At 70.2% G+C, this 26,980-nt stretch carries 23 protein-coding genes; 6 read left to right on the forward strand and 17 right to left on the reverse strand.

The features are described from left to right. Positions 1 to 16 precede the first annotated feature (16 nt). A complete protein-coding gene (locus tag Q3A80_RS23120; protein ID WP_446331188.1) occupies positions 17 to 1,366 on the reverse strand; it encodes a cytochrome-c peroxidase in 1,350 nt (449 codons plus the stop codon). Between the two features lie 222 nt (positions 1,367 to 1,588). Here Q3A80_RS23120 and Q3A80_RS23125 point away from each other — a divergent pair, with 222 nt between their 5' ends. Next, positions 1,589 to 3,175 (forward strand): acid phosphatase, encoded by a 1,587-nt coding sequence (locus tag Q3A80_RS23125; protein ID WP_446331189.1) that lies wholly within the window; start codon positions 1,589 to 1,591, stop codon positions 3,173 to 3,175. A gap of 108 nt (positions 3,176 to 3,283) precedes the next feature. Here the strand turns inward: Q3A80_RS23125 and Q3A80_RS23130 are convergent, their stop codons facing one another. Genes Q3A80_RS23130 through Q3A80_RS23155 form a run of 6 tightly spaced genes read right to left on the reverse strand, consistent with a single transcriptional unit; the run spans position 3,284 to position 9,183 of the window. Beyond that, positions 3,284 to 5,011 (reverse strand): alginate export family protein, encoded by a 1,728-nt coding sequence (locus tag Q3A80_RS23130; RefSeq protein WP_446331190.1) that lies wholly within the window; start codon positions 5,009 to 5,011, stop codon positions 3,284 to 3,286. Further along, positions 5,008 to 5,706: a YoaK family protein gene (locus tag Q3A80_RS23135; protein WP_446331191.1), complete on the reverse strand. Its 699-nt coding sequence runs from the start codon at positions 5,704 to 5,706 to the stop codon at positions 5,008 to 5,010. The genes Q3A80_RS23130 and Q3A80_RS23135 overlap by 4 nt, the downstream gene beginning before the upstream one ends. Continuing rightward, entirely contained in the window at positions 5,703 to 6,620 is a 918-nt protein-coding gene (locus tag Q3A80_RS23140; protein WP_446331192.1) for a VOC family protein, read from the reverse strand. Before Q3A80_RS23140 ends, Q3A80_RS23135 begins: the two co-directional genes overlap by 4 nt. 26 nt (positions 6,621 to 6,646) lie before the next feature. Next, positions 6,647 to 7,099 carry a DoxX family protein gene (locus Q3A80_RS23145; RefSeq protein WP_446331193.1) on the reverse strand — a complete coding sequence of 151 codons (453 nt, stop codon included), beginning with the start codon at positions 7,097 to 7,099 and terminating at the stop codon, positions 6,647 to 6,649. Position 7,100: 1 nt separating this feature from the next. Next, positions 7,101 to 8,996 carry an amidohydrolase gene (locus Q3A80_RS23150; RefSeq protein ID WP_446331194.1) on the reverse strand — a complete coding sequence of 632 codons (1,896 nt, stop codon included), beginning with the start codon at positions 8,994 to 8,996 and terminating at the stop codon, positions 7,101 to 7,103. A gap of 19 nt (positions 8,997 to 9,015) precedes the next feature. Further along, positions 9,016 to 9,183, reverse strand: coding sequence for a DUF1427 family protein (locus Q3A80_RS23155; protein ID WP_446331195.1), 168 nt, complete (start codon positions 9,181 to 9,183; stop codon positions 9,016 to 9,018). A 102-nt stretch (positions 9,184 to 9,285) separates the two neighbouring features. On the opposite strand from Q3A80_RS23155, the gene Q3A80_RS23160 reads away from it, so the two are divergent. Next, positions 9,286 to 10,209 (forward strand): LysR substrate-binding domain-containing protein, encoded by a 924-nt coding sequence (locus Q3A80_RS23160; protein WP_446331196.1) that lies wholly within the window; start codon positions 9,286 to 9,288, stop codon positions 10,207 to 10,209. 58 nt (positions 10,210 to 10,267) lie between these two features. Here Q3A80_RS23160 and Q3A80_RS23165 read toward each other — a convergent pair whose 3' ends face one another. Continuing rightward, positions 10,268 to 10,954: a hydrolase gene (locus tag Q3A80_RS23165; protein WP_446331197.1), complete on the reverse strand. Its 687-nt coding sequence runs from the start codon at positions 10,952 to 10,954 to the stop codon at positions 10,268 to 10,270. Further along, positions 10,935 to 11,231, reverse strand: a complete 297-nt coding sequence (locus Q3A80_RS23170; RefSeq protein ID WP_446331198.1) for a hypothetical protein — start codon at positions 11,229 to 11,231, stop codon at positions 10,935 to 10,937. Before Q3A80_RS23170 ends, Q3A80_RS23165 begins: the two co-directional genes overlap by 20 nt. Between Q3A80_RS23170 and Q3A80_RS23175 the strand changes: the two genes are divergently transcribed. The 4 genes from Q3A80_RS23175 to Q3A80_RS23190 all read left to right on the forward strand — a co-directional run bounded on the left by Q3A80_RS23175 (position 11,230) and on the right by Q3A80_RS23190 (position 14,466). Beyond that, positions 11,230 to 11,490, forward strand: a complete 261-nt coding sequence (locus tag Q3A80_RS23175) for a XapX domain-containing protein (RefSeq protein WP_446331199.1) — start codon at positions 11,230 to 11,232, stop codon at positions 11,488 to 11,490. The two genes, Q3A80_RS23170 and Q3A80_RS23175, sit on opposite strands and share 2 nt — an antisense overlap. A 25-nt stretch (positions 11,491 to 11,515) precedes the next feature. Beyond that, on the forward strand, positions 11,516 to 13,096 hold the full coding sequence (locus tag Q3A80_RS23180; protein WP_446331200.1) for a cation:proton antiporter: 1,581 nt from the start codon (positions 11,516 to 11,518) through the stop codon (positions 13,094 to 13,096). A 61-nt stretch (positions 13,097 to 13,157) separates the two neighbouring features. Beyond that, on the forward strand, positions 13,158 to 13,550 hold the full coding sequence (locus Q3A80_RS23185; RefSeq protein ID WP_446331201.1) for an OsmC family protein: 393 nt from the start codon (positions 13,158 to 13,160) through the stop codon (positions 13,548 to 13,550). Positions 13,551 to 13,581: 31 nt separating this feature from the next. After that, positions 13,582 to 14,466: a pirin family protein gene (locus Q3A80_RS23190; RefSeq protein ID WP_446331202.1), complete on the forward strand. Its 885-nt coding sequence runs from the start codon at positions 13,582 to 13,584 to the stop codon at positions 14,464 to 14,466. A 54-nt stretch (positions 14,467 to 14,520) separates the two neighbouring features. Here Q3A80_RS23190 and Q3A80_RS23195 read toward each other — a convergent pair whose 3' ends face one another. From Q3A80_RS23195 to bcsZ, 8 genes are read right to left on the reverse strand one after another with little or no spacing between them, the layout of a single operon-like run. Continuing rightward, positions 14,521 to 14,718 carry a hypothetical protein gene (locus tag Q3A80_RS23195; protein WP_446331203.1) on the reverse strand — a complete coding sequence of 66 codons (198 nt, stop codon included), beginning with the start codon at positions 14,716 to 14,718 and terminating at the stop codon, positions 14,521 to 14,523. Further along, positions 14,700 to 16,256, reverse strand: a complete 1,557-nt coding sequence (gene bcsG, locus Q3A80_RS23200) for a cellulose biosynthesis protein BcsG (RefSeq protein ID WP_446331204.1) — start codon at positions 16,254 to 16,256, stop codon at positions 14,700 to 14,702. The genes Q3A80_RS23195 and bcsG overlap by 19 nt, the downstream gene beginning before the upstream one ends. Positions 16,257 to 16,281: 25 nt before the next feature. Continuing rightward, the gene (gene bcsA, locus Q3A80_RS23205; protein ID WP_446331205.1) at positions 16,282 to 18,819 is read right to left on the reverse strand and encodes a UDP-forming cellulose synthase catalytic subunit; all 2,538 of its coding nucleotides are present in this window, start codon (positions 18,817 to 18,819) and stop codon (positions 16,282 to 16,284) included. Continuing rightward, on the reverse strand, positions 18,816 to 19,592 hold the full coding sequence (gene bcsQ, locus Q3A80_RS23210; RefSeq protein ID WP_446331206.1) for a cellulose biosynthesis protein BcsQ: 777 nt from the start codon (positions 19,590 to 19,592) through the stop codon (positions 18,816 to 18,818). Before bcsQ ends, bcsA begins: the two co-directional genes overlap by 4 nt. Beyond that, positions 19,589 to 19,798: a hypothetical protein gene (locus Q3A80_RS23215; protein ID WP_446331207.1), complete on the reverse strand. Its 210-nt coding sequence runs from the start codon at positions 19,796 to 19,798 to the stop codon at positions 19,589 to 19,591. The genes bcsQ and Q3A80_RS23215 overlap by 4 nt, the downstream gene beginning before the upstream one ends. Continuing rightward, the gene (bcsE, locus tag Q3A80_RS23220; protein WP_446331208.1) at positions 19,795 to 21,780 is read right to left on the reverse strand and encodes a cellulose biosynthesis protein BcsE; all 1,986 of its coding nucleotides are present in this window, start codon (positions 21,778 to 21,780) and stop codon (positions 19,795 to 19,797) included. Before bcsE ends, Q3A80_RS23215 begins: the two co-directional genes overlap by 4 nt. Positions 21,781 to 21,788: 8 nt before the next feature. After that, positions 21,789 to 25,754, reverse strand: coding sequence for a cellulose synthase subunit BcsC-related outer membrane protein (locus tag Q3A80_RS23225; protein WP_446331209.1), 3,966 nt, complete (start codon positions 25,752 to 25,754; stop codon positions 21,789 to 21,791). Further along, positions 25,739 to 26,977 (reverse strand): cellulose synthase complex periplasmic endoglucanase BcsZ, encoded by a 1,239-nt coding sequence (gene bcsZ / locus Q3A80_RS23230; RefSeq protein ID WP_446331210.1) that lies wholly within the window; start codon positions 26,975 to 26,977, stop codon positions 25,739 to 25,741. Before bcsZ ends, Q3A80_RS23225 begins: the two co-directional genes overlap by 16 nt. Between the last annotated feature and the right edge of the window lie 3 nt (positions 26,978 to 26,980).

A 26,980-nucleotide genomic window follows, 5' to 3' on the forward strand; every position in this document is an offset into this window, starting at 1 on the left:
CCGCAAGGATCGCGCGCTAGCGCGCCGCCGACGTGGCCGCCGGTTGATATCCGTCGGTCAGCGTGTTCAGGAACGCGATCACGTCCTTGATCTCCGCGGCGTTCAGCGCCGGCGCATCGCCGCGCTTGCGGTCGAACGGCGGCTCGCGGTTGATGTTCGGCCAGTAGCGCTTCGGCAGATCGTCGTACAGCTGCACCTTGCCGTGCACGACCGGATAGAACTTTTCCGGATGGATGTCGCGCTCCGCGTAGAAACGCATCACGTCCTCGAGCGAGTGATAGACGCCGTTGTGGAAGAACGTCTTGCGCAGTGCGACGTTGCGCAGCGACGGCGTGCGGAACAGTCCGCAGAATTCGTCGCGGCCCTTCAGGTCGGTGCGCTCGGGGCCGCACGCGCCGAGATCGTGAAAGCGCGGGTCGCGATTGACCGGCAGCGCGCGGTTGCGCGGCACCGCGATCGCGATCAGGCCGAAGTCGCTGAACTGCGGCGGGCCGCCTTCGAGCGTGCGCTGGCTCACGTGGCAGCTCGCGCAGTTGCCCTTCTTCTCGTCGTTGAACAGCTGCAGCCCGTGCAGCTCCGCGGGCGTGAGCTGCGCGCGGCCGGCCAGGTACGCGTCGTACTTGCTCGTGTACGGATCGAACAGCGCCGGCTGTTGCTGGAACGCGTCGAGCGCGCGCAGCACCGCGCCGAACGTCGCCTGGTCGTCGCCGAGCACCTTGTCGCCGAAAGCCTTGCGGAATGCATCGGCATACGGCGCGGCACGAACCGCCTTCGCGACGCGGGCCGGCGAGCTGCTCATCTCGAACGGCGACGTGAGCGGAATGCGCGCCTGCGCATCGCGCGTGTCGACGCGGCCGTCCCAGGTCAGGCCGCCGGTCGGCCCTGCATCGATGCTTTCGTCGCCTTCGTCCGGCGAATCGTGGAAATGCTCGCTGAACGGCGGGATGCCGCGCAGGTACTTCAGCGACGGCACCGCGCGAAAGCCGGTCCGGTGCATATCGTCGCCGCCGAGTTGCACCGACAGCGCGTTCGGCGGCCCGAACGCATGCTCGGCGCTGTGGCACGACGCGCACGCGAGCTTGCCGGAGCCGGACAGCGACGGATCGAAGAACAACTGCTTGCCGAGTGCCGTCATCTGCTTCACGCCCTCGAACACCTGCGCGCGCGTCTGCGGCTGGCCGGCCGGCGCGACCGCCGGGGCCGCGGGCGCGGCCTGCGCCGCCGGCACGATGGACGCGACCGGCGCGGTCGCGCCGGGCTGCGCGTCGCAACCGGCGAGCGCCGCGAGTCCGCCCATGAGCGCCAGCGTTGCCGCGGCGGGGATCAGCGATCGCGCGGACGCGAAGGATTTCAGGAGGCTGTGCATCGTCGTTCTTCTTGTAGCGGTGGGCAATCGGCCGGAGCTTATGTCAGTTGCGTGACCGTTGGATGACGTTCGACCGACAGTCAATTGAAAGCGCCCCTACACCCGCCTGTCAAATCGGTTCCAGATAATGCGCGCAGCCGGTTGGCACCCCGAAGCCCGGGCACCGGCCCTACGCCACCGCGGTTCCCACACGCGACCAACGACGAAGAGAGAGAACATCGCATGAAGAAGCACGCCTGGATTCGCTACACACCGATCGCGCTCGCGGCCGCGCTCGGCCTGACCGCCTGCGGCGGCGACGATGTCACGCAGCAGGGCCTGTCGGCCGTCAAGAACGTCGTCGTGATCTACGCGGAAAACCGCAGCTTCGACAACCTGTACGGCAACTTCCCGGGCGCGAACGGTCTGCAGAACGCGACCGCTGCGAATTCGGTGCAGAAGGATCGCGACGGCTCGACGATGGCGACGCTGCCGAAGATCTGGGGCGGCCTGACCGCGACCGGCATCACGCCGGCGGTGACCGAAGCGATGACGGCGAACCTGCCGAACGCACCGTTCGCGATCGACGATCCGAACGGCTTCAACCAGTCGATGAGCATCGCGACGCGCGACATCGTGCACCGCTTCTACCAGGACCAGATGCAGATCGACGGCGGCAAGAACGACATGTATGCCGCGTGGACCGATGCGGGCGGCCTGACGATGGGCCACTACACGGCGGATCCGTCGAAGCTGCCGCTGTGGAAGGTCGCGCAGCAGTACGTGCTGGCCGACAACTTCTTCATGGGCGCGTTCGGCGGCTCGTTCCTGAACCACCAGTACCTGATCTGCGCATGCGCGCCGTTCTACGCGAACGCCGACAAGAGCCCGGCCGCCGGCAAGATCGCAGTGCTGAACGCCGACGGCAAGTCGCTGAAGGTCGCGACGAACTCGCCGGCCTCCGCGCTGAGCGGCCCGCCGAAGTTCGTCAACGACGGCGCGCTGACGCCGGATTTCTACGGCGTCAACACGATGCAGCCGGCGTACCAGCCGAGCGGCAACAAGGCAGCCGCAGGCGGCGACCCGCTGCTCGCCGACCCCGCGAACCCGTCGACGATGCCGCCGCAGACGGCCACCAACATCGGCGACCTGATGACCAACGCCGGCGTGTCGTGGGCATGGTACGGCGGCGCGTGGGGCCAGGCGCTGCAGGCGAGCCAGAACGGCACGTCGAACGTGATCTACGGCGCCGATCTGTCGACGCCGAACTTCCAGCCGCACCACCAGCCGTTCAACTACTTCGCGAACCAGGCGCCGGGCACCGCGAGCCGCGCGCAGCACCTGCTCGACGGCGGCGCGAACGGCGCCGAGTTCATCAAGGCGATCGATGCAGGCACGCTGCCGCAAGTCGCGTTCTACAAGCCGCAGGGCAACCTGAACGAGCACCCGGGCTACACGGACGTCACGTCCGGCGACCAGCACATCGCGGACGTGATCGCGCACCTGCAGGCCAGCCCGCAGTGGAAGAACATGGTCGTCATCGTCACGTACGACGAAAACGGCGGCTTCTGGGATCATGCGGCGCCGCCGACCGGCGATCGCTGGGGCCCCGGCACGCGCATCCCGGCACTGATCGTGTCGCCGTACGCGAAGAAGGGCTTCGTGGACCACACGCAGTACGACACCGGTTCGATCCTGCGCTTCATCACGCGCCGCTTCTCGCTGCCGCGTCTCGCCGGTCTGCAGCAGCGCGACGATGCGCTGAAGGCGAACGGCGCGCAGCCGATGGGCGACCTGACGAACGCGCTCGTGCTGTCGCCGAACCTGTAAGCGCATCGCGATCGCGAACGGGCCGCGCAGGTTGCCGGCTCGCTCGAACGACGAGCGGCCCCGCGGGGCCGCTCTTTTTTCATCCGCGCACGGCGCCGTGCGGCTGCGTCACCATCCGTATTTCAGCTCGACGCCGACGTAGTCCGCGTTGTGCCCGCCCGCCTGCCGGATCGCGTCGCCGACCTGGAAGTGCACGGCCTCGACCGCGCCGATCAGGTTCGCGGCGATCGTCCAGTCCGCGCGCAGCTGCACGTACATCCCCGTCCACAACCCGCCCTTGCCCGCCGTGCCCGGCACCGCGACGTTCGGCTGCTGATAGATCGCGTCGCCGGTCGTCTCGCGCCACTGGAAGCCGAGCGCGCCGAGCAACGACAGGTTCGCCGACGGCTTCAGCGTCACCGACGGCTTCACGTGGATCAGGTTCGCGTAGCTCGTGTAGCCGGCGAGCGTGAAGTAATAGCCGTTCGGAAACAGCGGATTGAACGTGCCGACGCGGCCGTCGTGCGGATGCCGGTCGCCCGATGCCGCGTCGACCTGCAGCGCGATGCGCGGCGACCACGGCGCGTCGAGCTTGTAGCCTGCAATCGAGCCGACCGCCCATGCGGCAATCGTGTTGTTGCCGACGGTGCCGGTCTGCAGCATCGTTTCGAGATCCCAGTCGAAGCGGCCGTGCGTGCCCGTGTAGCGAACGTCCCACACGTCGCGATGCTCGGGACCGCTCGCGTCGAGGAAGCGCGCGTGGCTGCGGTTGTAGCGCGACCAGTAGCCGGACAGGTCGCCCGGCCCGACCGACTGCCGCTCGAAGCGAACGCCGCTGAACGTCAGATCGCGGTTCGACACGTCGTCGAAATCGGACGCGTTGCGGTTCTGCACCGGTTGCGTCGCGTAGCCGATGAAGCGCCACTTGCCGTATTCGTAGTCGGCCCACACCGCGTCGAACGCCTGCCGCACGTTCGGGCCGTCGCGCGTGGCAATGAAACGCTGCAGGTCGAACGCCATCTCCTGCCGGCCGACGCGGAACTTGAACGTGCCGCCGCCGAGCGCGCCCGTGTAGGTCGCGAACGCCTGTTCGAGATCGAGCGGGTTCTTGTCGACGGGCGATACCGTGTTCTTGCCGAATGCGCGCGCGTCCTGCAATTGCGCGAAGAACTGCCAGTGCTGGCCGAGATGTGCGTCGGCGTGCACTTCGATGCGCTGGATCACGTACGTATCCGATTGCGCGGAGCCGATGCCGAACAGCGGTGCGTCGTTGGTTTCGAGCCGCTCGCGCAGGTTCACGCCGAGCGACAGATAGGAAGACGGATCGTTGCCGAGCGGGATGTATTTCAGCCCGTCGAGCGGCTGGCGCGGCACGCATGGGTTGGCGAGCACTGACCAGTTTTCCTGCCAGCGGTTGAACAGCACCGCGGGGCGCTTCGCCGTGCAGGTTGATGCGGTGGTGGGCGTGGGTGGCGGTGTCGTTCGGGATGCCGAAGCCGATGTCGACGCCGGTGCCGGTGCCGATGCCGGTGCCGGTGCCGATGCCGGTGCCGGTGCCGATTCCGATGCCGACTCCGATGCCGATGTCGAAGCCGATGTCGATGTCGATGTCGTTGGTAATGTCGTCGGCGATGCTGATGCCGGCGTCGATACCGGCGCCGAAATCGAAAACGATGACGCAGCCGAAGCCGACTCGCGCCCTTGCATCGGGTTCGGCATCGACGTCGACGCACCGGCCGTTTCTGCGGCCACCGCATCAGCGCCCGCGCCCGCGAGCAACAATCCCGCGATTATCGATACGCATGCAGCCCGCTCGAAGCCGCCAGCGCAGTGTCGCCCCTGCCCGGTCGCGGTCATGCGCGCTCCTGCGAGGCAGTCCCGGCCGCTTGCGCCGCACACAGCGCAAGCGTCGCGAGCGCGCCAACGGGGATCAGCAACGCGAGGAATCCAACGTAGCGGAACCCAATCGCCCCGCACGCCGCACCGAGCGCGAACGCAACGATCGCCGGCAGCATCTTGCCGAAGCGCGCCCGCGCGGTCGCACGCACGCTGTCGGCCGTACCGCGCGACAGCAGGTCCACTGCATCGAGAATCGCCTGCGTCACGTTGCCCGTCATCACCGTGTTCGGCACGCCGCCCGCGCGTGCGATCACGCGCGGATGCGCGTTCTGCACGCCCATCGCGAACGTGCCGACGACGCCGGCCACCAGCACCGGCAGGCTGTCCGACTGCGTGACGGGCGTCGCCCACACGCCGGCCGCGCAGAAGCCGAGCAGCAGCACGGCCTGCACCGTATGCAGCGTGCGCGCGCCCTGCCACGCCGGCCGCCCGGACATCGACCGCGCGATCAGGCTCGCCGCGATCACGCCGCACACGAACGCGGGAAACACGCTCAGCTTCAGCACGATGCCCTGGCCGAAGCCCGCGAGGCCCGCGCCGATCAGCACGAAGTTGCCCGTCACGTGCGCGGTGAACAGCCCGAACAGCGCGACGAAGCTCAGCGTGTCGACGAAGCCGGCGACCGCGGCAAGGATCGTGTCCTCGTGCTTCATCGTGCCGCGCTCGCGTGGATCTCGGCAACGTAGCCGCCCGGGAACTGCACGAGCGCCGCATCGCGTCCGTCCGACGCGAATGGCGGCACGAGCACGCTCACGCCCGCTGCTTGCGCCTGCTTCAGCGTCGCGGCCAGATCGGCGACTTCGTAGCCCGTCATCTCGCGTCCGAACGGATACGGCAGATGGCCGTCCGTCACGAACACCGTCATCTTGCCGAAGCCCGATTCGATGCGGATCCGGCGGTACGTGTCGTTCGGACGGCCGATCTCGACGCCCGGCGCATTCCGCACATCCGACACGACCTTGCCGTGCGAGAACGCGACGAAGTTGCGCACCAGCGCATCCGCGCGATCCGGCGACACGTACACGCGGTTTTCCGGCACCGTCTGCAGCGCGTCGTAGTTCGGCGCCTGCGTATGCCAGTACAGCTGCATGTTCACGCCGCCCGGCCAGCTGACGATCGCGTCGCGCCCGATCGGATCGGGGAACGTGTCGACGATCACGTCGGCGCCGTGCGTGCGTGCGGACTTCACCGCGGCGTCCATGTCGTTCACGAGGTAACCGGTGCGTTCCGCGCAGAACGGATACGGAATCGGCGTCTTGAAGCCGAACACCGAGATCGTGCCGACCGGCGTCAGCACGAGCTGCGACATCGTCTGGCTCGGCGTCGGCGTGACCTGGAACACGCCCTGCTTCGACTTCTTGCCGCCGAACGTCGCGACGAAGCTGTCGGTGAAGCGGTCGAAGTCTTCCGGCGCGACGCACACGTGTGTCGTGTCGTATTGCGGACCGACGGCAACCGCCGGTGTCGCGACGGCCTTCGTCAGCGGCGTTTTCGCGTACGCGACCGGCGCGATAGCCAAGCCGCCCGCGATCATCGCGGCGAGCAGCACGGAACGAATGGATTTCATTACTGGATTTCCTGATAGTTGCATTGTCATCGAATGGAGCGGTTAGCATCGGCCGGTTGCCGCGCATCGTCGAGCACGGTCGCGAGCACGAGTGCCGCGATCAGCCCGAGATGCTCGAAAAAGCTGTTCAGCGCCATGAAATGGTCGACGCCCGAGCGGTGCCAGAAATCGTTCGCGACGATCATCGCGACGAGCGTCAGCATGCCGAGGCTGCCCGCGCCGAGCCACGTGAAGCGGCGAAACACTACGCACAGCGAGCCGGCGATCTCGACCGCGATCGCGAGTGCCGCCCACAGCGCGGCCGGCTGCAAGCCGAAATGCGCCTGTTCGGCGACCGCGCCGTTGAAATCGAGCGCCTTCGCGACGCCGCCGATCAGATAGGCTGAAACGAGCGCGAGACGCACGAGCGGCAAAACCCACGGCTGCGCCAGCAGTGCGCGAATCCATGCCGGGTTGCCGTAAACGGTGTGCGTCGTCATGTCAGACCGCCCAGCACGAACAGCCGAACGCGCCCCAGAAGCCCTTCGCGTCCGACGTCGGCAACGCACGGCCCCACGCGCCTGCGTGCGCGTGACCGTGCACGCCGCACGCGGTCGAACAGCCGCATCCGGCGGCGGCGGCCGCAGCAGCCCGTTGCAGCGGTGCGCCGTCACGCTGCGTCGCACCCCAGCCGCCATAGCCGCCGTATGCACGCACCGGCGACCAGTCCGGCATCGCCGGCGGAATCGGCGCGTCGTGCGACGCGAACGGTCCGGCGCCCCACACGATCCGCCCGCCGACCACCGTCAGCAAGGCTGTCGTGTCCGCGATATCGTCCTCCGCGCAGCTGAAGAAATCGCGATCGGGGACCATCAGGTCGGCCAGTTGCCCGACCGCGATGCGTCCTTTCTTGCCCTCTTCGTTCGAGAACCACGTCACGTACTCGGTCCACATCCGCAGCGCGGTTTCGCGGTCGAGCAGATTGCGCTGCGGATACAGGCGCATCCCGCCGACCGTCTTGCCCGTCACGAGCCACGCGAGCGACACCCATGGGTTGTACGAAGCAACGCGCGTCGCGTCGGTGCCGGCCGACACCTTCAACCCCTTGCCGAGCATCTTCGCGACCGGCGGCGTCGCCTCGGCCGCCTGCGCGCCGTAGCGCTCTACGAAGTACTCGCCCTGGTACGCCATCCGGTGCTGCACCGCGACGCCGCCGCCGAGCGCGGCGATGCGGTCCATCGACTTCTCGGAGATCGTTTCCGCATGATCGAAGAACCAGTTCAGCCCCTCGAGCGGAATGTCCTTGTTCACCTTCTCGAACACGTCGAGCGCGCGGCTGATGGTTTCGTCATACGTTGCGTGCATGCGCCACGGCCAGCGGTTCTGCGCGAGCACGCGCACGACGCCTTCGAGATCGTCCTCCATCTGCGCGGGCAGATCGGGACGCGCGACGCGAAAGTCCTCGAAGTCGGCCGCCGAAAACACCAGCATCTCGCCCGCGCCGTTGTTGCGGAAGTAATCGGTGCCGTCGTGATACTTGACGCTCTTCGTCCAGTTCACGAAGTCTTCCTTCTCCGCGTTCGGCTTCTGCGTGAACAGGTTGTACGCGATGCGGATCGTCATCTCGCCCGCATCGTGCAGCTTGCGGATCACCTCGTAATCGTCCGGGTAATTCTGCGAGCCGCCGCCCGCGTCGATCACGCCGGTCACGCCGAGCCGGTTCAGCTCGCGCATGAAGTGGCGCGTCGAGTTGCATTGATACTCGAACGGCAGCTTCGGCCCCTTCGCGAGCGTCGCGTACAGGATCGTCGCGTTCGGATTCGCGAGCAGCAGGCCCGTCGGGTTGCCCGCGCCGTCACGCAGGATCGTGCCGCCCGGCGGCTCCGGCGTGTCCTTCGTATAGCCGACGACGCGCAGCGCGGCCGCGTTCAGCAGCGCGCGGTCGTACAGGTGCAGGATGAACACCGGCGTATCGGGCGCGACCGCATTGAGCTCGTCGATCGTCGGCAGCCGCTTCTCGGCGAACTGGTGTTCGGTGAAGCCGCCGACCACGCGCACCCACTGCGGCGCCGGCGTGATCGCGACCTGCTGTTTGAGCATCTGCATTGCGACGGCGAGCGAGCGCACGCCGTCCCAGCGCAGTTCCATGTTGTAGTTCAGGCCGCCGCGTATCACGTGCGTGTGATTGTCGGTGAGGCCCGGCAGCACGGTGCGGCCGTCGAGGTCGACGACCTTCGTCGCCCGGCCGGCGAGCGGCATCACGTCGGCGTTGCGGCCGACCGCGACGAAGCGGCCGTCCTTGATCGCGACCGCGGCAGCGACGGGGTTCGCACGGTCGAGCGTCGTGATGCGCCCGTTGTGCAGGATCAGATCCGGTTGAGTATCGGTTGCGCTCATTCACATGTTCTCGATGCAGTCAGAAGCCGAGCCAGTGACGCACGAGCCCGACGGCCCGGGCGCCGACCAGCATGCCGGCGAGGCCGATCAGCGCGATCAGCGGCGGTGCCGGCGAGCGCACCTTGATCACGCTGTACACGACGCCGATCAGCACGCCGGCCGCCAGCGACGATAGATAAGATTCCATAACGATTTTTCTCCCCGGCCGGATTAGAATGACCCGCATCGCATCGGCCGCATGCTTCGCCGCCTTCGCATCCACTTCGCTTCCCCGTCATCCTGTCCGACCATGCAACATCTTCCTGATCTCGAAGCCTGGGCCATCTTTGCGCGCGTCGCGGAGACCGGTTCGTTCGCGAAAGCCGCGGAAACGCTCGGCGTGTCGCAACCGACCGTGTCGAAGGCCATCGCACGCCTCGAAAAGCGTCTCGGCGCGATGCTGCTGTACCGCACGTCGCGCAGGCTGTCGCTCACGCCGACCGGCGAACTGCTGCGCGATCGCGCGATCCGCCTGCTCGCCGATGCCGAACTGATCGAGAACGAAGCGTCCGCGCAGGCGCTCGAACCGCACGGCCTCGTGCGCGTGAACGCGCCGATGTCGTTCGGGCTGCGCCATCTGTCGCCGGTGCTGCCCGCGTTTCTCGAGCGCTATCCGCGCGTCGACATCGACCTCGTGCTGACCGACCACATCGTCGACATCGTGTCCGGCGGCTTCGACGCCGCGATCCGCATCGCCGAACTGAACGATTCGTCGCTGCGTTCACGCCGTCTGTGCGCGGTGCGCCGGCCGCTCGTCGCATCGCCCGCGTATCTCGACCGGCACGGCCGGCCTGCGCATCCGCGCGACATCGAACAGCACGTGTGCCTCACGTACACGAACCTGCCGACGCCCGATCATTGGCGGTTTCGCCACCCGGCATCCGGCGAGGATTTCGGTGTGAACGTGCACGGCCGCATTCGCACGAACAACGCCGACGTGATCCTGCCCGCGCTCGTCGCCGGCCACGGCCTCGCGCTGCAGCCCGAGTTCCTCGTGTGGGACGAACTGCAGCGCGGCGCGCTCGAGGAAGTGATGTGCGACTGGAAAATCGCCGACATCAACGTGAACCTAGTCACGCCACCCGGCATGCTGCGCGCCGCGCGCGTGACGGTGCTGCTCGACTTCCTCGCCGAACGCTTCGCGCATGCGCCGTGGGCGCTGCCCGCGGTCTGAGCAGGCCGCGCGGCGCCGCCCGGCACACCGCTGGCCGTGGCGATCGCGCGGCGCGGCGTTACTTCGCCGGGACGGCCGGGATCGACTCGTGCGGCGTCGCGGTGCGCTGTGCGGCCTTGTGCACCATCGTGTACGCGTAGTCGACGCCCATCCCGTACGCGCCCGAATGCTCCTTCACGAGCGCCATCACCGCGTCGTACGTGTCGCGGCGCGCCCAGTCGCGCTGCCACTCGAGCACGACCTGCTGCCACGTGACGGGCACGACGCCCGCCTGCACCATCCGCTGCATCGCGAAGTCGTGCGCGGCCTGCGACGTGCCGCCCGAGGCGTCGGCGACCATGTAGATCTCGTAGTCGCCTTCGAGCATCGCGCACAGCGCGAACGTCGTATTGCAGACTTCGGTCCACAGGCCCGACACGACGACCTTCCTGCGGCCATTCGCGGCCAGCGCGTCGCGCACCTTCTGGTCGTCCCACGAATTCATCGACGTACGTTCGAGCAGCTTCTGGTTCGGGAATACGTCGAGCAGTTCGGGGAACGTGTGACCGGAGAAGCTCTCCGTCTCGACCGTCGTGATCGTGGTCGGGATGCTGAACGCCTTTGCCGCCTTCGCGAGCCCGACGACGTTGTTCTTCAGCGTCTGACGATCGATCGACTGCACGCCGAACGCCATCTGCGGCTGCTGGTCGATGAAGATCAGCTGGCTGTTCTGCGGAGTCAGTACTTCAAGTTTCGGGTTGCTCATCGCGCATCAAATCCTGTGAACGGAAAAAGGGAGGCCTGCCTCGACCGTCAGAACGGGAGGAGCCCGAGGTACGTCGCGCCGGATCGCAATCCGGCTCGAAATATTTAATCCGCAAACGCGCGGCGCGAACACCCAAGAAACGGAATCGATGCGATTCCGGAAACGACGGAGGTTCGGACTCGCCCGCTCTTTTTTTCTTCACGCAAACCCGATACGCTTTCAACACTTTGACGGTGCCGTTCCGGTGCCGCTCGGCCATCACGAGGCGCACCACCATGAAACCGTATGTCTTCTCGCTGCTCGCCGGCGTTCTCGCCGGTGCCATCTACGGCGCGATCGGCGTGAACTCGCCCGCGCCGCCGATCATCGCGCTCACCGGCCTGCTCGGCATGCTGGCCGGCGAGCAGATCCTGCCAGTCGCGCGGCGCATGCTCGCGGGCCACCGGCTGCACGCCGCGTGGCGCGACGCGAAGTGCAGCCAGCACATGTTCGGCGCGCTGCCGGGCGGCAGCACGCACGAACGCAAGCCGTCGTGATGCGGCATCCACCGCTGCGCCGCGCATGAGCAACGTCGAGCTGTTCCACTATCTGCTGCTGTTGATCTGCGGCGCGGGCGCGCTCACGTGGCTCGCCGAACGCGTGTCGATTCCGCCGGCCGTCGTGCTGCTGCTCGGCGGCTGCGTGGTGGCCGTCGCGGGCAAGCGCGCGCCCGACATGGATCCGGCGCTGCTGCTCGCGGCCGTGCTGCCGCCGCTGCTGATGTCGAGCGGCTTCTATACCGCGTGGAAGGAATTCCGGCACGAGCTCGGGTCGATCGCGTCGCTCGCGCTCGGCGCGGTCGCGTTCACGACGGTCGCGGTCGCGCTCGTCGTGCATGCGGCGAATCCGGCATTGCCGTGGGCCGCGTGCTTCACGCTCGGCGCGATCGTGTCGCCGCCCGACGCGGTCGCCGCGAAGGCGATCCTGCAGCGCCATCCGCTGCCCGCGCGACTCGTCGCGGTGCTCGAAGGCGAAAGCCTCGTCAACGACGCGTCGGGTCTGCTGCTGTACCAGATGGCCGTGTCGGCCGCGCTCGCCGTCACGATTACGACCGCCAGCGCGACCGGCCTGTTCTTCTCGCTCACGCTGATCGGCATCGCGGTCGGGCTCGCGTGCGGCCATGCGATGTGCTGGGTGCTGCAGCGCCTGCGCGAACCGATGCTCGGCATCGTCGTCACGTTCGCGATGGCATGGGGCAGCTACGGGATCGCCGAAGCCGTGCACGGTTCGGGCGTGCTGTCGGTCGTCACCTGCGGCCTCGTGCTCGGCGTGCGCCAGCATCGCGTGTTCGGCGCCGACATGCGGATCAAGGCGAAGGCGACGTGGGAAGCGATCGTGTTCGTGCTCGATGCGCTGGTGTTCATCCTGATCGGCCTCGCGCTGCACGCGATCCTCGCGGGCGTGAACCATGAAGGCGCGGTGCTGATGGCCGGCCTGCGCGTCGCGCTGCCGGCCACCGCCGCCGCGATCGCCGCGCGGCTCGCCTGGGTGTTCGTCGCGATGTGGCTGCCGGGCCGGCTGCGTGCGCGGCGCGCGGGCCATGCGCCGTGGTCGTGGCGCGAGGCCGTCGTGCTCGGCTGGTCGGGCATGCGCGGCGTCGTGAGCCTCGCGGCCGCGATCGCGCTGCCCGCGAACTTCCCCGGGCGCGACCTGATCCTGTTCAGCACGTTCCTGCTGATCATCGCGACGCTGGTCGTCCAGGGCGGCACGCTCGCGCCGCTGATCCGCGTGATGAAGCTGCGCCCGGCCGCGCGGCACACGATGTCCGAGCATGCGGTGCGCGCGCACACGTTCGGCGCGGCGCTGGCCGAGCTCGATGCGCGCGAGCAGCGCGGCTCGAGCCTCGAACGCGCATCGCTCGACCGGCTGCTGGCCGAATACCGGAACCGCGTCGCGTTCAACGAACGCGCGCATCGCGACGGCGCGGAACCCGCGGACGTGCGCGCGCGGATGCTGCGGGTCGAGCTCGAACTGGTCAGCGTGTCGCGCAATGCGCTGCTCGACCTGCATCGCGACGGCCGGGTCGACGATGCGGTGCTGCACCGCATAGAATCCGAGCTGGATTTCGAGGAACTGCGGCTGCAGCGCCTGCTCGAACCGTAACGTGCAGGCATGCGCGGCCACGGCCGGCCGCCGCCCCACCCCTTCCCCACATGGAACTGCAATGAGCGAACTCACCGTCGAAGCGAGCATCGGCTCCGTCGATTACCTGGTCCATTTCACCGACGGCGTCCATCAGTGGCGCGCCGACGAACCGGCGGCGCTCGGCGGCGGCGACACCGCGCCGACGCCCGTCGCGCTGCTGTTGTCGAGCCTCGGCGCTTGCACCGCGATCACGCTGAAGATGTACGCGCAGCGCAAGGGCTGGCCGCTCGCGGAGGTGCACGTGAAGCTCGCGCACGAAGCGGGCAGCGCAGGCAGCACGATCGTGCGCCGCATCACGCTCGACGGCGACCTGTCGGACGAGCAGCGCGAACGCCTGCTGCAGATCGCGAACGCGTGCCCGGTCCACAAGATCCTCACGCACCCGATCGCGATCGACACGGCCATTGCCTGACGCATCGCCCCCCACCCCCAGAAAGCCCATCATGTCCGCATCGATCAAGACCCTGCTCACGCCGCGCGAGAGCGACATCGGCAACCTCGTCGTGCGCCGCGTGCTGCCGGCGCGCGCCGCGCGCCTCGTCGGCCCGTTCATCTTCTTCGACGAGATGGGGCCGGCCGTGCTGCCGCCCGGCCGCGGCATCGACGTGCTGCCGCATCCGCACATCGGGCTCGCGACCGTCACCTACCTGTTCGACGGCACGCTGATGCATCACGACAGTCTCGGCTATCGCCAGAAGATCGTGCCCGGCGACGTGAACTGGATGACGGCCGGCCGCGGCATCGTCCACTCGGAGCGTTCGCCCGACGAGGACCGCCCGCATGAGCAACCGGTGCACGGCATCCAGACCTGGGTCGCGCTGCCGGTCGAGCACGAGGACACCGCACCGGCGTTCGCGCATCATGCGGCCGACACGCTGCCGTCGTTCACGCGCGACGGCGCCAGCGTGCGCGTGATCGCGGGCACTGCATTCGGGCTCACGTCGCCCGTCGAAGTGTTCTCGCCGACGCTGTATGCGTATGCGGAATTCGCGGCGGGCGGCCGGCTCGCGCTCGACGCGGAACACGACGAACGCGGCGTGTATCTCGTCGACGGCGACCTCACGATCGACGGCACGCCGCTCGCCCCCGCGACGATGGCCGTGCTCGAACCCGGCGCGACCGTCGCGTTCGCGAGCGCCAACGGCGCACGCGTGATGCTGCTCGGCGGTGCGCACCTGCCGGGCGAGCGATTCATCGAGTGGAACTTCGTGTCGAGCGAGCGCGCGAAGATCGAAGCAGCCCGCAACGCATGGGCCGCGCAGACCTTCGGCAAGGTGCCGGGCGAGGAAGACGAATGGACGCGCCAGCCGGAGCGCCGCGCGCAGTAGATCGGTCCGTTCATCGACACGCGAAGGCCGGCATGCACGCCGGCCTTCGTGCGTTTACCGCTTCAAACCCATCAGCTTCGCGAGCACCGGCCAGCGGTCGAGCGACGCGACGAACGCGCGCCGCGCCTGCTCGTCGACATAGCGTGCGGGATCCAGCGCGGGCAGGTGCCGCGCGAGACCGAGCACGTCGTTCGGTTGCGACAGGCGATCGTCGTCGCCCTCGCCGACGTTGATTACTGTTCGTCGATCCATACGCCGTCCGGAGTCTTGACCGCATAACCTGCGCTCGTCTGCATCGTCACCGTGCCCTCGTTCTCGCCGACCATCCGCGTGCGCGGCAGGTCCGCCGCATACTGCGCGAGCGTCACGCCCGGCTTGAACGGGCTGTTCGACACGAGGTTCGACAGCAGCTGCGCGAGCGCGAGGAAGCTGGTCGGCTGGTCGATTACCGTCGCCGTGCCGTGGTTGCCGGCGAAGCCGACGAGCCGCACGCCGACCGGCCCGTGCACGATGCGCGGCGTCGGAATCTCGCGCAGGCCGGCCACCTGGTTCTTGTCGCCGCGCAGCGCGGCGCCGTGTTCGGGCACGAACACGATCACCGCGCGCCGGCCCGACTGCGCGATCAGGTCGGCGAGCCGGTCGAAATCGTTCATCAGCTTCGTCGCGCGCTGCGGATACGAATCGATGCTGGTCAGCGCGCTGCCGACCACGCGGTTGCCGTCGTGCAGACTGATCGTGTTGTAGTACAGCGCGACCGGGCCCGGCACCGACGCGCGCTGCGCGTACCAGTTCGCGAGCGTGCCGTAATCCTCCTTGATCGCCGAGCCGTCGAACGCGTGCATCGCGACCGGCGCGGCCGCGTTCGACACGATCGGCGCATCGGGCACGCCGATGTTGTCGTGTATCACCTGCAGGAAGTTGTCGAAATGGCCGTCGTGGTTCAGCAGCGACTGCACCGTATAGCCGGCGGACGCGAGCTGCGAGAACAGATGACACTGCTGCGGCGCGGGCTTGTACAGGTCCGCATGCGCTTCCTGCCCGCAGCTCGCGCGCAGCACGCGGATCGCGGCCGGCCCGCTGTAGCTCGCGGCCGTGCTGAAGTTGGTGAACAGGTAGTCGAAGTGATTCAGCATCGGGTGGTTGCGCACCTTCGCGGCGTCGAGGTCGTCCCACGACAGCGAGCACACGTGCAGCACGATCACGTCGAACTGCGCGGCCGGATCGTTGGCGAGGTGGCCGAACGCGACCTGCCGCTGCGACTCCTGCGCGCGGAACGTCGCGAGCGCCGCGTTGTGATCCTCGGGCTGATCGGAGCGTCCGCCCGTCGCGTTGAGCTGCTGTTGCGGCAGCGGCGCGACCACGCGCGCCATCAAGCCGCTGCCCGCTTGCCACAGCGGCATCACGACCAGCACGGCGAGCACGAACGTCGCGACGCGCACCCAGCGGTTGACGATGAAATAGACGATCAACGCGCCGACCACCGTCAGCACCAGCACCGGCGGCAACAGGCGCGGCAGCAGCTCCATCCAGTAGTCGAGCCGGAACGTGCTGACTTCGCGCGCGGCTTCCGCGAGACGCGCGAGCGGCGGCGCATGCAGTTCGCGCGCGAGCAGCGGCACGGCGATCGCGAGCGCGACGAGCTGCCGCACGATGCGCCACCCGCGCTGCCGGATCGGTGCGCTCGCCGCGAGTGCGAGCGCGAACGCGAGGTTCGCGAGCCACAGCGGCTGCAGGTGGCCGGTCGCGAACAGCGCGAACTTCAGGATGAAATACAGATTCCAGAACGTCATCTAAACCACTCCGTGATGCGCGGCGTCAGTCGCGCGCGCGATCGAGCTTCGGTGCCAGCATCGACTGCACGCCGCGCGCCGCACCCTTCCACATTCGTACATAACCGTCCAGGCCCACGCGCAGCACTTCCTTCAGTCCGCGCAGCGGCGTATCGGTGCGCGCGGACGCGTGCCAGTCGAGCCACGCGTCCGCGCGGCCGAACGTGCACTGCACGAGCTGGCGCTCCTGTTCGAGCGTCAGCGCATCGAAACGCACGCCGACGTGGGTCGGCGTCACGCGGCTCACGTGCACCGGGAACGGGAACGCGCGGTCGCCGCGCGTCACGCACACCGTCAGCATGTCGCCGACCGCGAGCGTGAGGCCCGGCACAGCTTCGAGGCCGAGGCCGCCGGTCGAGTAGTCGCTCGTGAAGCATGCGGCCGTCGACCCGTCGGCGAGCAGCAGCGTCGCCGGCACGCGCATCGCGATCCGGTGCGTGACGCGCACCTGCTTCGTCTCGCGCGCGACGGCCAGCGCCGCGCCGAGCATCGCGAGGTTGTACACGGTCCAGCCGAGCGTGATCAGGATCGTCGACGCCTCGTCGCCCTGCTCGGCCACGAGCCGCCACAGGCCCGCGATGATCGCGAGCACGTTCAGCGCGAACAGCACGAGATATGGCTTCGACGTCGACCAGTCGACGTAGCCTTCGTCGATCTTGCCGCCCTTGTCGGTCACGTTGAACTTGCCGTGCTTCGGGCTGAAGAACGCGACGGTGGTCGGCAGCGCGATGTACCACGCGAGCACCGACTCGTAGACCTCGGCCCAGAACGAATGGCGATAGCGGCCCTGCATCCGCGAGTTCGCGACGTTCGCGAGCACCAGGTACGGAATCACGTAGCTCGCCAGCGCGACCGACGATGCGTTGATGAAGTACAGGTGGAAGAACAGGTACGCGAGCGGAATCGTCAGGAACACGAGCCGCGGGATTCCGTAGAAGAAATGCAGCATCGCGTTGCCGTAGCAGATCCGCTGGATGAAGCCGAGCCCGCGCCCGAGGAACGGGTTGTCGATGCGGAAGATCTGCGCCATCCCGCGCGCCCAGCGCGTGCGCTGCTTCACGTGGCCCGCCAGGCTCTCGGTCGCGAGGCCGGCCGCCTGCACGGTCGGCAGGTACGCCGACGTGTAGCCGCGCCGATGCAGCTTGAGCGCGGTGTGCGCGTCCTCGGTCACGGTCTCGACCGCGACGCCGCCGACCTCCTCCAGCCCGGTGCGCTTGAGCACCGCGCACGATCCGCAGAAGAACGTCGCGTTCCACAGGTCGTTGCCCGACTGCACGAGCCCGTAGAACAGGTTGCCCTCGTTCGGCACCTCGCGGAACGTGCCGAGGTTGCGCTCGAACGGGTCGGGCGAGAAGAAATGGTGCGGCGTCTGCACCAGCGCGCATTTCGGGTCGCGCAGGAACACGCCCATCGTGGTCTGCAGGAACGAGCGCGTCGGCACGTGATCGCAGTCGAAGATCGCGATGTATTCGCCGTGCGTCTTCGGCAGCGCGCGGTTGATGTTGCCGGCCTTCGCGTGGCGGTTGTCGTCGCGCGTCAGGTAGCCGATGCCCGCTTCGCGCGCGAACGCCTCGAACTCCGGGCGCCGGCCGTCGTCGAGCAGGTACACGCGCAGCCTGGCCGCGGGCCAGTCGATGCTCTGCGACGCGAATACGGTCGGCTTCACGACCGACAGCGGCTCGTTGTAGGTCGGGATGTAGATGTCGACGCTCGGCCAGCTGTCGGGATCGTCGGGCAGCGGCACGATCGGCCGGTCGAGCGGCCATGCGGTCTGGATGAAGCCGAGCAGCAGGATCATCCACGTATAGGCTTCGGCGCCGTACAGCAGATAGCCGGCGAATGCCTCGACCGGGCTGCGGAAATCGAGCGTCTGGGTCGTGCGCCACCACACGTAGCGGACGGTGGCGAGCAGCGCGAGCGACGCGAGCGCGAGGGTCGGCAGATGGCCCGGCAGCCGGCGTAGCCCGAGCGCCAGCACCGCGACGATCGCGAAGAACGCGAACTGCGCGCCGGGCATCAGCGGCGACATTCCGGCCGCCGCCCACATCAGCGCACCGGCGCTCAGCAGCAGCGGCGCAAGCCAGCGGTGCCGGCCGACACCGTGCGCGCGCGCATCGAGCCAGCCGCCCCAGCGCGCCCACGGCAGGCGCGCGAGCAGCGCGTCGACGCGTGCGCCGAGCGCGCGCACCGCGACGTAGGCCGGCACGACGAAGGTGTCGAACCACGCGAGCGGATCGCGGGCGGGGCGGCCGTCGGCCGTGCGCGGCGCGCGCACGATCGAACGCCACAGCCATTCGCGCGGGCTCAGCGGCTGCAGCACGCCCCAGTCGTGCGCGAGCCGCAGGAACGCCGCGCGCGCGCAGCGGCGCACCCGGTCGGGCCGGCCGGGCGGCGGCGCATGGAAGAACAGCCGCACGAGCCAGTCGAGCAGCGTGCGCTCGGCCGGCAGCCCGATCCCGCGCGCGCACCAGTCAATCGCGCGCCGGGACGCGGCGCGCCAGCGCGACGCGAACGCGGCGTTCATCGCGCGGCTCCCGTACGGCCGGCGGCCGCGGCCGCGAGCCACGCGTCGACCCAGTTCGCGACGCCGTTCAGGTCGTGCGACGCCTGCGAATACGGCGCGTCGTCGAAGATCCAGCTGCCGCGCGCGAGCGTTTCGGGCACGGCCGCGTCGACGTGGATCCGCTGCTCGAGCATCGACGCCGCCCCCGCGACCGCCCGCAGCATCGCGAGTGCATCGCGCTGCATGTCGCGCGCAGGGTTCAGCCGGTTCACGACGATCTGCAGGTCGCCGCCGCCGGCGCGCAGCGCGTCGAGGCGCGCGGCAACCGTCGCGCATGCGGCCGGCTCCGGCGGCACGACGACGAGCGTCAGGTCGGCACGGCGGATCGCCTGCTCGGCCTGCGGCGACGGGTAGCGCGCGGTGTCGACCAGCACGACGCCGTCGGCCGGCAGCGCGATCTCGTCGAGCGCGCGCGACAGCCACGCCGGATCGGCCGCGAGCCGCGCGTCGCACGCGGCGGCGCCGGCCGCGTCGACCTGCCCGTACGGCACGAACAGCACGCCGTCGGCATTGCGCCATGTCTGCGCATGCCACGGCTCGTCGCCCAGCAGGCCGTGCGCGAGCCCGTGCTCGGCCAGCGTGTCGAGGCCGAGCGTCGCGCCCATCAGGTTCTGCGCGTCGAGCTCGACCGCGACCACCGGCCGGCCGCGACGCGCGAGCAGCACCGCGAGCGCGCCCGCGAGCGTCGTGCGGCCCGCGCCGCCCGTGGTCGACGTGATGGCGATCGTCTTCATTGCGCCGCCTCGCCGGTGCGCGCGGCTTCGGGCAGCAGGCGACCGCGCAGCGCGACCGGCACCAGCTCGCACGGCACCGCGTCGCGCCGGTGCAGTCCGCGCGGCGCATTGAATCCGCGGCCGAGGCCAAGGTGTTGCACGACGATCCACACCGGCACCGCGATCGCGATGCCGACGATGAATCCGATGACGAGTTCGGCGATCATGCGCCCTCCTGCTTGCGCAACGGCATCGCGCTGCGGATGGCGCCGCGCGCACGCGCGGCGGGAAAGGCGGCAACCTGCGCCGGCGCTTCGGCGGCCGGCGTTGCATCGTCGGCGTGCACGCGTTGCGATGCCCTATCCGCATGGCCGCCGGCCGCCGCGTTCGCGGCACCCGATTCTTCGGCGAGCGCCGCGGCATCCGGCGCGGGTGCGCCCGGCGCGCGGTCCGCACCGGCCTCGGCCGCCACATCTGCCGCACCCGGTGGCCGTGCCGCCGCGAACAGGTCGCTGTAGTCGGCGATCGGCGCGCGCCGGTTCTCCGTCTTCAGCGCGTCGAGTTCCGTATCGATGCTCCCCTGCCCCAGACACACGACGCGATCCGAAAGCGTCTCGACCGGCACGTCGAAGATGCGCGCGAGCGCATCGTCGGCATCGGCCGGCTCGCACGCGAACAGGAACACGTACAGGTGCCCGGCATCGGCCGTCACGACGTCGCCGGCGCGGCGCGGCCGGCAGTGGCGCAGCGCATCGACGTGCGACACGCCCGGCAGCAGCGCGATCTTCGCGAGCGTATGCGGCAGCGCGAGCACGGCGCCGCGGTCGAGCACCGCGCGAATCCGCAGGCAGAACGCGCCGACCGGCAGGTAGCCGAGCACCGAATCGCCGAGCGCGGCCGCGAGCGCCGCACGATAGTCGGGCGCGACGGGGCGCGCATACAGCTGCCCGCGCAGCGCGTTCACGGCGGCCTGCATCCGCGACAGCGGCAGGTCGCGCGCGACGACGCGATTCGCGCCGACGCTCAGCACCAGCATCTCGAACTGCTGGCGCAGCACCACATCGCGCTCGACCACCGCGATCTTCAGCGCGCCGCCGCACTGCCGGCGCAACGCGTGGACCGCCGCGCACACTGCTTCGAGCTGCGCGTGCGAGCGAAACGCCAGCACGGCGGTCGCGGCCTGCGCATGCGTGCAAGCCGCGACGACGGCCGCGTTGTCGTCGACGAGTTCCCAGCCGGCGGGCGCACGGGCGCCGTCGTCGAGCACCGCGCGGCTGACGACGACGCGATCCTCGTCGGTCGCGAGCTTCATCCGGCGCGCGGGCTCGGCCGCATCGCCGTCGGCGATCGCCGCGAGCCGGCCGCTCGGCGCGAAGCGCAGCGGCCGTACCTCGCCGGCCGCGAGCGTGTCGCCCGCGCGCCAGAAATCGACGATCCACAGCAGTTCGCCGTGCGTGCGCTGCAACTGCGCAACGCCCGTGCACACGCCGTGAAAGCCGCTGCGCGTCGCGCGGCTCGCGTCGCGCACGAGCGGCGGATCGTCGGTACGCGGGCCGGCGTCCGTGCGCGCGATTTCCGGGTCGACCAGCAGCACCAGCGCGATCCGGTGCGTGCGGCACCAGTCCGCGAGCGCGGCGCCTTCTTCCGCGAGCGCGGCCGGATCGTCCCAGCTGAACCAGCGCTGCGCGCCTTCGATGAAATACACGGAGCGTGCGCGAAAGCCGTAGCGCTTCATCGCGCGCAACCCGCCGGTGAGGCGCGCGAACGGCCCGGGCGACGCACGGCGCGGGGCATCGGGCTGCGTCGCGGCATCGTCGTCGGCCGGCGCATGCGCGGGCGGCATTGCCAGCACGTTCAGGTTGCGCGGCCAGCCGGCCGGCTGTGCGCCGCCCGCGAAACCGCGGGTCTGCAACTGCGCGGCGACCTGTTCGGGCCCGCGCGCGAGCACCACCGTCACGTCGCGCGTGCGCGACTGCCGCGCGCTCTCCCACACCAGCGCGTCGCACGCCGGCGTGCCGGCGGCTGCGTAGACGGCGTACAGGCCGCCCGCATCCAGCTGCGTCCATGCGTCGGGCAGCCCGTCGATCGCGAGCCGGCTCAACGGGCCGGCGCGGCCGCCGGCCGGCCCGGTGCGCAGCAGCGCGCGCAGGCGGCCCAGCAGGCCGGCGGCGCCGAGCGCGGGGCGAGTGGCATCGAGTTCGGTATTCACGCGTTCCCCTAGTAATCCGAATAAAGCCGCACCGGCGTCGGCGTGACGAGCCAGCTGCGTGGCGCGCGCGCGTCGAACGCATAGCGCAGATAGACGAGCGCCGAGCTCGGCGCGTAGTCGTGCGACCGGTCGACGTGCAGCTGCGCGCCAACGCTCAGGTGCGGATTCACGCGATACTCGACGATGCCGTTCACGCCATACGAGAACGACACGCCGCGCGTCGAACTGCCCGTGTAGACGAAACCGGCCGCCTGCTGCGCGGCGCGCTGGTCCGTCAGCGTCGGGTAGAACAACGAATCCTTTTCGTAGCTGTTCGAGATCCCGGCCGTGACGGTCAGATCCCACGACAGCGCGTCGCGCCGCCCCGCCCATTCGATCGGCACGCCGAGCGACAGGTAGCGCTGCGGGCTGTAGTACCCGCCCTGCCCGTACGTGTAGTAGCGCAGGTTCTGCGCGTAGTGCCACGCATTGCCGACGAGCCCCGTGCTCACCTTCATCGCCGCGCGTTCGTACACGGGCACCGTGAAGCCCGAGCGCAGCGTCACTTCCGCGTTGCGCTCGACGTTGCGGCCGGACAGCACGCCCGCGCCGAGTTCCGCGAACAGGTCCACGCGGCCGACGTCGACCGCCGCGCGCAGGTTCACGCCGTCGCGCCGCACGCCGCCCCACACCGCACCCGTCCACGGGTCGCGCATCCCCGCATACGACAGCACGCTGCTCGTCTCGGGCCGGCGCGACGCGTTCACGGAGAAGCTCGCCGGGCCCGCGTCGAAGCGGTAGCGCACGCCGCCGACCAGGTAATGCACCGGAAAACCGAGCGGCGACGTGCCGAGATCGATCCGCCATGCGTCGTTCCGGTAGCCCGCGCCGAGCGCGACACCGGTCGCCGGCTGATGCAGGTCGCCCTGCGGATGCGCGATCAGCGCGGCAGCCTGCTGATTCAACGGAGACTGCGATGACGCCGCGAGCGCGTTGAGCGCCGCATACGTGCCGAAGGTTTTCAGCGCATACGCGTTCGGGTCGCTCGTATCGAGCGTGCCGGCGTCCAGATGCACGGTGTCGAGCTGCAGGAACGCGTGCCCGTCGTAGCGCACCGGCATCTGCATGTAGATCGGCACCTGCTGCGCGCGGTACGCGGATACCCCTTCGTCGCCCGACTTGTACGCGGGCAGCCAGCCGATCTCGAGCGCCGGGTCGCGCCGTTGTTCGAGATCCGCGAACGCGGCCTGCGCGGGCGTGCGGCCGTCGCGACCCGCGCTCACGCCCGTCATCCGCTCCTGCGACAGCGACAGCCGGTACAGCGACGCGGCATCGTCGTAGCGGCCCTGCGCCTCGGCCACCCGGCCGGCCGCGACCGTCACGTCGGCGCGCGCCGGATACGCGGCGTGCAGCGGGTCGATCACCTGCGCGGCTTCGTCCGCGCGGCGCAGCGCACTCAGGCGGCGCACCACCGACAGGCGCGTGTCGACGTCGTCGTCCGGCGTGCGTGCGAGCACGGCCTGCACGCGGGCGAGCGCGGCCGCGCGATGACCGCTGTCCTCGTCGATGCGCGCGAGCGCGAGCTGCGTATCGGCGTCGTCCGGCGTGCGCGCGACGACCGGCGCGAGCGCGTCGCGCGCGGCGTCGTAGTGCCCCTGCGCACGTTCGAGATCGGCCAGTTCCAGCGCGTAGCGCTTGTCCGCGCGGCCGGCTGCGCTCGCCCGATCGAGCAGCGTGCGCGCACGCGCATAGTCCTGCTGCGCGATCGCGTCGTCCGTCTGCCGCAGCACGAGCCGCAGCGACTGATCCTCGATGCGCGCGGTCTGCGCCGGCGTCAGCGCCGGTTCGCGGCGCAGCGCGTCGAGCCACGCGGCGAGCGTGGCGTCGCGCCCCGCGCTGCCGAGCAGGTCGCCATAGCGCAGCCGCACGTCGGGATCGGCCTCGCGCGGATGCGCGGCGATCCAGTCGCGCAGCGGCGCGAGGCCGCGTTCGGGTTCGCCCGCATCGATCCACTGCGCGCCGATCGCGGCCAGCATGTCGGGATCGTCCGGTGCGCTTGCCTGCGCATGCGCGAGCGACGCGGCGAACGCCGCACGATCGCCGCGACCGAGCGCGCCGCGCGCGTCGGCCAGCGCGTGTTCGGCGTCGAGCTTGCGCGCGAGCGCACGCATGCCGTCCGAGCGGTGCGCGTCGTCGACGCCCGCGAGCGCGGCCTGGGCGCCGGCGATGTCGTCGAGCGAGTTGCGATACAGCGCGGTCGCATAGCGCATCTCCGGCGTATCGCTCGCCGCGAGCCCGTCGTCCATCACCGTGCGGCCGAGCTGCGGCAACCCCATGTCGCGATACAGCCGCGCGAGCGCGAAGCGCGTCCACGGCGCCTCGGGCGCCGCGCGCACGGCCGCTTCGTAACGTTGCGCGGCCGGCCCGCGCTCGCCCTTGTCCGCGAGCGCGCGCGCCTCGTTCGCGAGCAGATCGGCGCGCAGCCCGTCGAGCGCGTGGCGCTCGTCGCGGCCCGTCACGCGGCCTTGCAGCGCATCGAGCAGCGGGCCGATGCGATCCGTGCGGCCGGTGTTTTCATACAGCAGCGCCGTGTCGCGTACGGCCGACAGGTTCGGCGCACGCGCGGCCAGCAGCTCGCGCAGCAACGGTTCCGCGCGGGCCCAGTCGCGCTGCGCGAGCAACGCATCGGCGAGCTGCAGCTTCGCGTCCGGGCTGTCGGGCTGCATCGCGAGCGCGGCACGCGCCGCGCGCTCCGCATCCTGCGCGCGCCCGGCCGACGCCGCCGCGCGGCCCTGCGCGAGCAGCCCCCAGAACTGCGCGGTGCGCGCCAGGCTCTGCCACTTGCCGCGCTGGTCCGTCGACAGCGTCGCGGCCCGCGCGAACAGCGCGCGCGCTTCGTCATGCCGGCCTTCGCGCAGGCGCAGCAGCCCGAGCCCGCCGAGCGCATCGGCGTCGCTCGAGCGCGTTCGCGCGGCACGCGCGAGCAGCGGATCGGCACCGGTCAGGTCGCCGCGCGCGAGCGCCTGCAGGCCGCGCTGCTGCGCGACGTAGTCGGGATCGCGTTCGAGCCGCTGCTGCGCGTCGCGCTGCCGGTCGAGCGCGGCAACGCGATCGCGGAATTCCGAGTCGTCCGGCACGAGCTCGAGATACGCGTGCAGCGCATCGCGATATGCGGGGTCGGCGCCGGCGGACTGCAGCACGCGCCGCCACACGGCCATCGCTTCGGTGCGGTCGGCGTCGGCACGCTTCGCGAGCGACCACGCGATCCGGTTCGCTTCCGCGCGCGTGTTGTCGCGCTGGTTCAGCAAGCGCGCGAGCGCCAGCGCCGCGCTGGTGTCCTGAGGATCGGCCGCGACGGTGCGGCGCAGCGCGGCGATCGCCGGTTCGCGGCCGCCCGGCGCGTTCGACACGATCTGGTAGTACTCGGCACCGAGCGCGCCGGCCGGCGCGCCGTTCGGAAACAGCGCGACGATGCGCCGGGCCGCCTCGTCGGCGCGGCCGCTGCGTGCGAGCAGGCGGATCTGCGCCATCTCGCCGCGGCCGCTCGTCGCGACGCGGTATTCGTCGGCCGCGCGCCGCGTGTCCGGCGCGGCGGGCGCGCGTGCCTGCAGGCGCGCGAGCGCGGCCTGTGCGCGTTGCGCGTCGCCGAGCCGCAGCAGCACGCGCATCTGCTCGGCGAGCAGCGCCGGGTCGTCCGGTGCGATCAGCAACCCCTTGCGCAGCGCATCGCGCGCGAGGTCGTCGCGATGTTTGTCGCCCCACATGCGGGCGGTCGCGAGCTGGCGCCGCGCGTCGGACAGATCGGCAGCGGTCGGGATCGGACTCGGGATCGGGATCTGGGCCGAGGCCGAGGCCGGCGCGGCCTTCGGCGCAATGGTTTTCGGTGCGGCCGCGACATCGACGGCGGCCGCGGCCGGCACCGCCGCACAGACGGACGACGCGAGCCACGCGAATCCCGCGACGCGCGGTGCGGTGCGTTTCATCGGGCCGCGCATGAACGGCCCTCCCAGCGCGCGTCGAGCGAGCCGTCCGCGCCGAACCGGTAGCGGCCGTCGCGCCAGCCGAGGCCGAACAGCGTCAGCACGCTCGTGTAATAGCCGGGTGCCGACTGCCGCGCGAGCGTGTCGACGCGAGCGGCCTGCGCATCGGCGAGCGCACGCTGGCCGCGCGCATCGAGAAACGGCACGGCCGCCGCGGAGAAGCCGCCGTTGCCGTCGTTCGGGCCCGCGACGCCGGTCGTCGTATCGACCTTCTCCGGCGGCGCGCCGTGCGCGGCGATGTAGTCCGCGAACGGCGCGAAGCGCGCGAGCAGCGGCGCGGCGAGCGGATCGGCGCGATCGAGCATGCCGGCCCACAGGTAGACACGAATCGCGTTGTACGCGCTTTGCGCATGGGTCTGCGGATCGGGGCCGAAACCGGCGCCTGCGCGATACAGCGCCCAGTCCGGCGCAAAACCCTTCGGCGCGGTGTCGAGCAGCACGCGACCCGTGCTCGCCGCGAGCGCGGCCCAGCGCCGATCGTCGGGCAGGCGCGCGGCGAGCCCGCGGATCACCTGCGGCGGCGAATAGCTCGGGTTCACGCGCCATTGACCGTCGGCGAGCCGGAAGCCGGTCGGCCCGGGCAGCAGCGTGACGCCGAGGCCCGGCACGCTGGCCGTCTCGTCGTCGAGCACGCGCTTCGCGAGCAGCGCGCCGCGCGCGGTGTAGCTGCGCTCGCGCCACAGCCTGCCGGCTTCGACGAGCGTGTACGCGATCCACAGGTCGGCATCCGACGCCGCGTTCGCGTCGAGCACGCGCCACGCGCCGTCCGGCGCGCGTCCCCACAGCCACGCCGGCAGGTGCGCGCTCAGGTCGCCCTGCGCGAGGTTGTTCTCGGTCCATGCGAGGATCGTGTCGAACGTGCGCCGGTCGTTCGCGACCAGCGCGAAGAACAGCCCATACGCCTGCCCCTCCGATACCGTGCGCGAATCCGCCGAGCCGACGTCGATCACGCGGCCGTCGGCCGACACGAAGTCGCGCTTGAACGCATCCCAGCGCGGCCATGCCGCGCCGCATTGCGCATCCGTCGCGCCGGCCTCGGCAGCCGCGCCGCCTTGCGCCGCCTGTGCCGGGCCGGCCGTCCCGGCCGCCGCACAAGCGGCCGCAACGGCCAGCACCCACGTCGCGCCGACGCGCTGCGCCGGCCGCGTTGCCCGTCGCCTTGCAAATGCCCACGCCATCCG

This window comes from Burkholderia sp. SR8 (assembly GCF_052851275.1).

Coding starts and splice junctions, on each gene's coding strand:
- Q3A80_RS23120 (WP_446331188.1), bottom strand. CDS start 1,366: ATGCACAGCCTCCTGAAATCCTTCGCGTCCGCGCGATCGCTGATCCCC.
- Q3A80_RS23125 (WP_446331189.1), top strand. CDS start 1,589: ATGAAGAAGCACGCCTGGATTCGCTACACACCGATCGCGCTCGCGGCC.
- Q3A80_RS23130 (WP_446331190.1), bottom strand. CDS start 5,011: ATGACCGCGACCGGGCAGGGGCGACACTGCGCTGGCGGCTTCGAGCGG.
- Q3A80_RS23135 (WP_446331191.1), bottom strand. CDS start 5,706: ATGAAGCACGAGGACACGATCCTTGCCGCGGTCGCCGGCTTCGTCGAC.
- Q3A80_RS23140 (WP_446331192.1), bottom strand. CDS start 6,620: ATGAAATCCATTCGTTCCGTGCTGCTCGCCGCGATGATCGCGGGCGGC.
- Q3A80_RS23145 (WP_446331193.1), bottom strand. CDS start 7,099: ATGACGACGCACACCGTTTACGGCAACCCGGCATGGATTCGCGCACTG.
- Q3A80_RS23150 (WP_446331194.1), bottom strand. CDS start 8,996: ATGAGCGCAACCGATACTCAACCGGATCTGATCCTGCACAACGGGCGC.
- Q3A80_RS23155 (WP_446331195.1), bottom strand. CDS start 9,183: ATGGAATCTTATCTATCGTCGCTGGCGGCCGGCGTGCTGATCGGCGTC.
- Q3A80_RS23160 (WP_446331196.1), top strand. CDS start 9,286: ATGCAACATCTTCCTGATCTCGAAGCCTGGGCCATCTTTGCGCGCGTC.
- Q3A80_RS23165 (WP_446331197.1), bottom strand. CDS start 10,954: ATGAGCAACCCGAAACTTGAAGTACTGACTCCGCAGAACAGCCAGCTG.
- Q3A80_RS23175 (WP_446331199.1), top strand. CDS start 11,230: ATGAAACCGTATGTCTTCTCGCTGCTCGCCGGCGTTCTCGCCGGTGCC.
- Q3A80_RS23170 (WP_446331198.1), bottom strand. CDS start 11,231: ATGGTGGTGCGCCTCGTGATGGCCGAGCGGCACCGGAACGGCACCGTC.
- Q3A80_RS23180 (WP_446331200.1), top strand. CDS start 11,516: ATGAGCAACGTCGAGCTGTTCCACTATCTGCTGCTGTTGATCTGCGGC.
- Q3A80_RS23185 (WP_446331201.1), top strand. CDS start 13,158: ATGAGCGAACTCACCGTCGAAGCGAGCATCGGCTCCGTCGATTACCTG.
- Q3A80_RS23190 (WP_446331202.1), top strand. CDS start 13,582: ATGTCCGCATCGATCAAGACCCTGCTCACGCCGCGCGAGAGCGACATC.
- Q3A80_RS23195 (WP_446331203.1), bottom strand. CDS start 14,718: ATGGATCGACGAACAGTAATCAACGTCGGCGAGGGCGACGACGATCGC.
- bcsG (WP_446331204.1), bottom strand. CDS start 16,256: ATGACGTTCTGGAATCTGTATTTCATCCTGAAGTTCGCGCTGTTCGCG.
- bcsA (WP_446331205.1), bottom strand. CDS start 18,819: ATGAACGCCGCGTTCGCGTCGCGCTGGCGCGCCGCGTCCCGGCGCGCG.
- bcsQ (WP_446331206.1), bottom strand. CDS start 19,592: ATGAAGACGATCGCCATCACGTCGACCACGGGCGGCGCGGGCCGCACG.
- Q3A80_RS23215 (WP_446331207.1), bottom strand. CDS start 19,798: ATGATCGCCGAACTCGTCATCGGATTCATCGTCGGCATCGCGATCGCG.
- Q3A80_RS23225 (WP_446331209.1), bottom strand. CDS start 25,754: ATGCGCGGCCCGATGAAACGCACCGCACCGCGCGTCGCGGGATTCGCG.
- bcsZ (WP_446331210.1), bottom strand. CDS start 26,977: ATGGCGTGGGCATTTGCAAGGCGACGGGCAACGCGGCCGGCGCAGCGC.